Genomic DNA, 4918 nt, shown 5'->3' with positions numbered 1-4918 from the left:
CTGTTTACCCGCAGCGGCAACGCGGCGCGCGAATTTGCGGCCCGCGTCAATGTCGGCATGGTCGGCATCAACGTGCCGATCCCGGTGCCGGTCGCCTATCACACCTTTGGCGGGTGGAAGCGCTCGGCGTTCGGCGATACCAACCAGCACGGCATGGAAGGCGTGAAGTTCTGGACCAAGGTCAAGACCGTGACCCAGCGCTGGCCGGATGGCTTGCCCGATAGCGGGAACGCATTTGTCATCCCCACGATGGGGTGATTGCGGCACTTCCTGGTTTAGGATATCCTGTTGGATATCCGGAGGTTCGCGATGAAGATGCAGATCGGCAAATGGGGCAACAGTCTGGCGGTGCGCTTGCCCCGCGAAATAGTGGAGCGCTTTCAGCTTAAGGAGGGTGATTCAATCGACGCGGAGCTTCTTGCGCGTGCTTTGCAGCGCTCGCAGATGACCCGCGAGGAAGCATTGCAGCGGATCGTCGCGCTGCAACGCCCTCTTCCGTCAGACTACAAGTTTGATCGCGAAGAGGCCAATGCGCGCTGATGTCTGCCTTTTCCATTGACACCAATGTTGCCGTTTATGCCTTTTCGAAGGATCATCGGCGCTTGGTTTCAATGGATCTGCTGAATGCTGGGCCAAAGATCAGCATTCAATTGCTGAACGAGTTTGTGTCAGTCAGTCTGAGAAAGCGCCGTGTTGGATGGTCCGAGATTGAGGAAGCGCTCGATATCATCACCCAGCTCGCGGCCTCAATGCGGGATATCTCCTATGAAGTGCATGATTTAGCGCGAATTGTTTCCCAGCGTTACCGGTTCAGTTTCTACGATGCACTGATTGTGGCGGCCGCCCTGCTCGATGAGTGCGAGGTACTTTACAGCGAAGACATGCAAAACGGCCTGATCATTGATGGCCGCCTGACCATAACCAACCCGTTCCTGCCCATGGATGCCTCATGACCGACCAGTTCCAGCTTACCGATGACCAGCTTGCCATTCAGGACATGGCGCAGCGCTTCACCGCGGATGCGATCACGCCGTTTGCTGCGCAGTGGGACGAGGATCATACCTTTCCGCGCGACACGATCACGGCGGCGGCGGAGCTGGGCTTTGGCGGGATCTACGTCAGCGAGGCCAGCGGCGGGATCGGCCTTGGGCGGCTCGAAGCGGCGCTGATCATGGAGGCGATGGCTTATGGCTGCCCTACCACCAGCGCATTCATCTCGATCCACAACATGGCCGCATGGATGATCGACACGTATGGCGGGGCCGAGGTCAAGGCGCGTTATCTGCCCGGCCTGATCACGATGGACCTGATGGCCAGCTATTGCCTGACCGAGCCCGGCTCTGGCTCCGATGCAGCGGCGCTGCGCACAAGCGCGCGGTTGGAGGGCGATCACTATGTGGTCAATGGCACCAAGCAGTTCATTTCGGGCGGCGGGGTGAACGATATCTATGTCACGATGGTGCGCACTGGGGCGGACGGCCCCAAGGGCATCTCCTGCCTGGTGATCGAAAAGGATATGCCGGGGGTCAGCTTCGGCGCGCCCGAGCGCAAGCTGGGCTGGAATGCCTCGCCCACCGCGCAAGTGGTGTTTGAAAACGTGAAAGTGCCGGTGGCGAACCGCGTCGGCGCAGAAGGCGACGGTTTCCGCTTTGCCATGGCGGGGCTTGACGGCGGGCGGCTCAATATCGGCGCTTGTTCGCTGGGCGGCGCGCAGCGCTGCCTTGATGAGGCGATCAAGTATTCCAAGGAGCGCAGCCAGTTCGGCCAGCCGATTGCCGATTTCCAGAACACCCAGTTCGTGCTCGCGGACATGGCGATCGATCTGGAAGCGGCGCGCGCCTTGCTCTATCTGGCGGCGGCCAAAGTCAGCGCCAATGCGCCCGACAAGACGAAGTTTTCGGCGATGGCCAAGAAGCTTTCGACCGAGAGCGGTTCCTCGATTGTCGACCGCGCGCTGCAGGTGTTCGGCGGCTATGGCTATCTCAAGGACTATCCGATCGAGCGCTTCTGGCGCGATTTGCGCGTCCACCGCATTCTTGAAGGGACCAACGAAGTGATGAAAATGATCATCGGCCGCGATCTGTTGCGGCAATAACGAGGACCACCTGCGATGACCGACGATCTGCTTGTCCGCACCGAGGGCGCCTGCGGGATGCTCTCGCTCAATCGCCCCAAGGCGATCCATGCGCTGAACCACGATATGGTGCTGGCGATGACCGATGCGCTCTTGGCGTGGCGCGCCGATCCGGCGGTCGAGGCCGTGATCATCGATCATTCCGAGGGCCGCGGCTTTTGCGCGGGCGGCGATATCGCGTTCCTGCGCAACTCGGCGCTGACCGATAACGGTGTATCGGGGGCCAAATTCTTCTTCGACGAGTACCGGCTCAATCATCTGATCATGACGTATGACAAGCCCATCGCGGCGTTCATGGACGGGATCACGATGGGCGGCGGCGTTGGCATTGCGGACCCTGCGCGCTTTCGCGTCGCGACCGAGAACACGCGGCTGGCCATGCCCGAAACCGGGATCGGCCTGTTTCCCGATGTCGGCGGCGGCTGGTTCCTCTCGCGCATGAAGGGGCGGCTGGGGCAATATCTCGCGCTGACGGGCGCGCGGATGGACGGGGCGGATTGCCTTTGGGCGGGATCGGCGACGCATTACCTGCCCGCCGCCGCGCTGGCCGAGGCCAAGGCGCGCATTGCGGCCGACCCTGCAAATATCGCCGCCGTGCTGCATGGCCTCGCTGCTGTGCCGCCCGCGCCCAAGATCGCAGGCCACGCAGACGATATCGCGCGCCTGTTCGCGTCGGATCGTTACGAGGATATCCTTGCCGCGCTCGAAGCCGATGGCGGCGAGTTTGCGGTTGCCACGCTGACCGCGCTCCACACCAAGAGCCCGCAGACCTGCAAAGTCGCGCTGCGTCAGTTGGCGACCAGCCTGACCTTGCCCGATTTCGCCGCCAACATGGTGATGGAATACCGCATCGGCGCGCGCGTGCTGGTGCGGCCCGATTTTGCCGAAGGCGTGCGCGCGGTGATCGTGGACAAGGATAATGCGCCCAAGTGGAACCCGGCAACGCCCGAGGGCGTGACCGACGAAATGCTCGACGCGATCTTCGCGCCCCTGCCCGCTAACGAGGAATGGACCCCCCATGACCACTGAAATCGCGACTTATGAATCGATCTTGGTTGAAACGCGCGGGAGCGTGACGCTGATCACGCTCAACCGGCCCAAGTCTTTGAACGCGCTGAACTCGGCAGTGCTCGAAGAACTTATCGACGCTTTCGCTACCTATGAAGCGGACCCGGAGCAGCGCTGCGCGGTGCTGACGGGCGCGGGCGAGAAGGCCTTTGCCGCAGGCGCGGATATCAAGGAAATGGCCGACAAGGCCCCGACCGAGTTTTACACCGGCGACTTCTTTTCGCGCTGGACCAGCCACCTGGTGAAAACCACGCGCAAGCCTTGGATCGCGGCGGTCAATGGCTTCGCGCTCGGCGGTGGGTGCGAACTGGCGATGATGGCCGATTTCATCATCGCGTCGGACAATGCCAAGTTCGGCCAGCCCGAGATCAAGCTGGGCGTGGCGCCCGGGATGGGCGGTTCGCAGCGGCTGACCCGCGCGGTGGGCAAGGCCAAGGCGATGGAAATGTGCCTCACCGGCCGGATGATGGACGCCGCCGAGGCCGAGCGTTCGGGCCTTGTCGCGCGGGTCGTGCCGCTGGCGGACCTGATCGAGGATGCGATCAAGACCGCCGAAGTGATCGCGGGCATGGCCCCGGTCGCGGTAATCGCCAACAAGGAAATGGTTAACGCTGCGTTCGAGACCGGGCTCGATCAGGGCATCGTGTTCGAACGCCGTCTTTTCCAGATCCTCGCCGGCACCGAAGACAAGGCCGAAGGCATGGCGGCCTTCATCGAAAAGCGCCCCGGCGTGTGGAAGGGTAAGTAAGGTGGTCGAGAAGGTCGTCAGGACTCGGAGTGCTGAGGCGAAACGTGTACTGGCAGATGAGTTAAAAAATGCGGGATGGGACGCGGTTTCAGCCTGCACAATTGAGAAGAAACCGAGAATTGAAGCCCAGGATTTATCTTGGTGGCACCAAAACACGCCGCCGGGCGAACGCTCTGAAACATTGCGAAATCTCAGCTATCTGCGAGCTTACATCAAGATCGCGCAAAGCGAACGACTGGCTGCACAAGGGATCCAGATCGAAGGTGCTCGCCTTTGGATGGATCGTTCAGTCATCAGCCGGTTAGAACGCGATGGTTATCTGAAATTCGACGACAAGCCGACCGGTGCCTTTGAGCCAATGTTTGAACTTACTGACGCCGGACGAGAGTGGATAAAAAAATGAAAATCGCATTCATCGGCCTCGGCAACATGGGCGGCGGGATGGCCGCGAATCTGGTCAAGGCGGGGCATGATGTGCATGCTTTCGATCTGGCCGAAGCCGCGCTGGCCCGTGCCAAGGAGAGCGGCTGCGCGACGTACACCTCGGTGCAAGAGGCGGTGCAGGGCGCGGATGCGGTGGTCTCGATGGTGCCCAATGGCGGAATCGTGAAGTCGGTTTACGCCGCCGACGTGATCGGCCAGGCTCCGACGTCGGCACTGCTGCTCGATTGCTCGACGATCGATGTTGCGACGGCGCGCGAAGTCGCCGCGTTGGCGGCGGACGCGGGCTATGCCATGGTCGATGCGCCGGTTTCGGGCGGGATCGCGGCGGCCAATGGCGGCACGCTCACCTTCATGGTCGGCGGAACGAACGAAGCATTCGCGCGCGGCGAGCCGATCCTGGCCGCGATGGGCAAGGCGGTGATCCATGCGGGCGCGAGCGGCGCGGGGCAGGCGGCGAAGATCTGCAACAACATGCTGCTCGGCGCTTCGATGATCGCCACGTGCGAGACATTTGCGATGGCCGA

General features: G+C 61.9%; 8 protein-coding genes. All 8 read left to right on the top strand.

What is annotated here, in order from left to right:
- Nucleotides 1-258: aldehyde dehydrogenase family protein (locus Q0O40_RS15350; RefSeq protein WP_295531862.1), on the top strand; the 258-nt coding region annotated here is incomplete at its 5' end.
- A gap of 51 nt (nucleotides 259-309) precedes the next feature.
- A complete protein-coding gene (locus Q0O40_RS15345; protein WP_295531859.1) occupies nucleotides 310-540 on the top strand; it encodes an AbrB/MazE/SpoVT family DNA-binding domain-containing protein in 231 nt (76 codons plus the stop codon).
- On the top strand, nucleotides 540-953 hold the full coding sequence (locus tag Q0O40_RS15340) for a PIN domain-containing protein (RefSeq protein ID WP_295531856.1): 414 nt from the start codon (nucleotides 540-542) through the stop codon (nucleotides 951-953). The genes Q0O40_RS15345 and Q0O40_RS15340 overlap by 1 nt, the downstream gene beginning before the upstream one ends.
- Nucleotides 950-2095, top strand: a complete 1146-nt coding sequence (locus Q0O40_RS15335; RefSeq protein WP_295531854.1) for an acyl-CoA dehydrogenase family protein — start codon at nucleotides 950-952, stop codon at nucleotides 2093-2095. The genes Q0O40_RS15340 and Q0O40_RS15335 overlap by 4 nt, the downstream gene beginning before the upstream one ends.
- Nucleotides 2096-2110: 15 nt before the next feature.
- The gene (locus Q0O40_RS15330; protein WP_295531852.1) at nucleotides 2111-3163 is read left to right on the top strand and encodes an enoyl-CoA hydratase/isomerase family protein; all 1053 of its coding nucleotides are present in this window, start codon (nucleotides 2111-2113) and stop codon (nucleotides 3161-3163) included.
- Nucleotides 3153-3950 (top strand): enoyl-CoA hydratase-related protein, encoded by a 798-nt coding sequence (locus Q0O40_RS15325; protein ID WP_295531849.1) that lies wholly within the window; start codon nucleotides 3153-3155, stop codon nucleotides 3948-3950. Before Q0O40_RS15330 ends, Q0O40_RS15325 begins: the two co-directional genes overlap by 11 nt.
- Before the next feature lies 1 nt (nucleotide 3951).
- Nucleotides 3952-4353, top strand: a complete 402-nt coding sequence (locus Q0O40_RS15320; RefSeq protein WP_295531846.1) for a hypothetical protein — start codon at nucleotides 3952-3954, stop codon at nucleotides 4351-4353.
- A partial coding sequence (locus Q0O40_RS15315; protein ID WP_295531843.1) for an NAD(P)-binding domain-containing protein occupies nucleotides 4350-4918 on the top strand: 569 nt, incomplete at its 3' end. The genes Q0O40_RS15320 and Q0O40_RS15315, both read left to right, overlap by 4 nt.

This window comes from Novosphingobium sp. Chol11, assembly GCF_945870625.1.
Taxonomy (GTDB): Bacteria; Pseudomonadota; Alphaproteobacteria; order Sphingomonadales; family Sphingomonadaceae; genus Novosphingobium.
The sequence above is the reverse complement of the archived record's forward strand: the minus strand, read 5'-3'. Positions and strand labels throughout refer to the sequence as shown.

Excerpts from the sequence above, each read along its gene's own strand:
- Q0O40_RS15345 (WP_295531859.1), top strand. The coding sequence starts at position 310 with ATGAAGATGCAGATCGGCAAATGGGGCAACAGTCTGGCGGTGCGCTTG.
- Q0O40_RS15330 (WP_295531852.1), top strand. The coding sequence starts at position 2,111 with ATGACCGACGATCTGCTTGTCCGCACCGAGGGCGCCTGCGGGATGCTC.
- Q0O40_RS15325 (WP_295531849.1), top strand. The coding sequence starts at position 3,153 with ATGACCACTGAAATCGCGACTTATGAATCGATCTTGGTTGAAACGCGC.
- Q0O40_RS15340 (WP_295531856.1), top strand. The coding sequence starts at position 540 with ATGTCTGCCTTTTCCATTGACACCAATGTTGCCGTTTATGCCTTTTCG.
- Q0O40_RS15335 (WP_295531854.1), top strand. The coding sequence starts at position 950 with ATGACCGACCAGTTCCAGCTTACCGATGACCAGCTTGCCATTCAGGAC.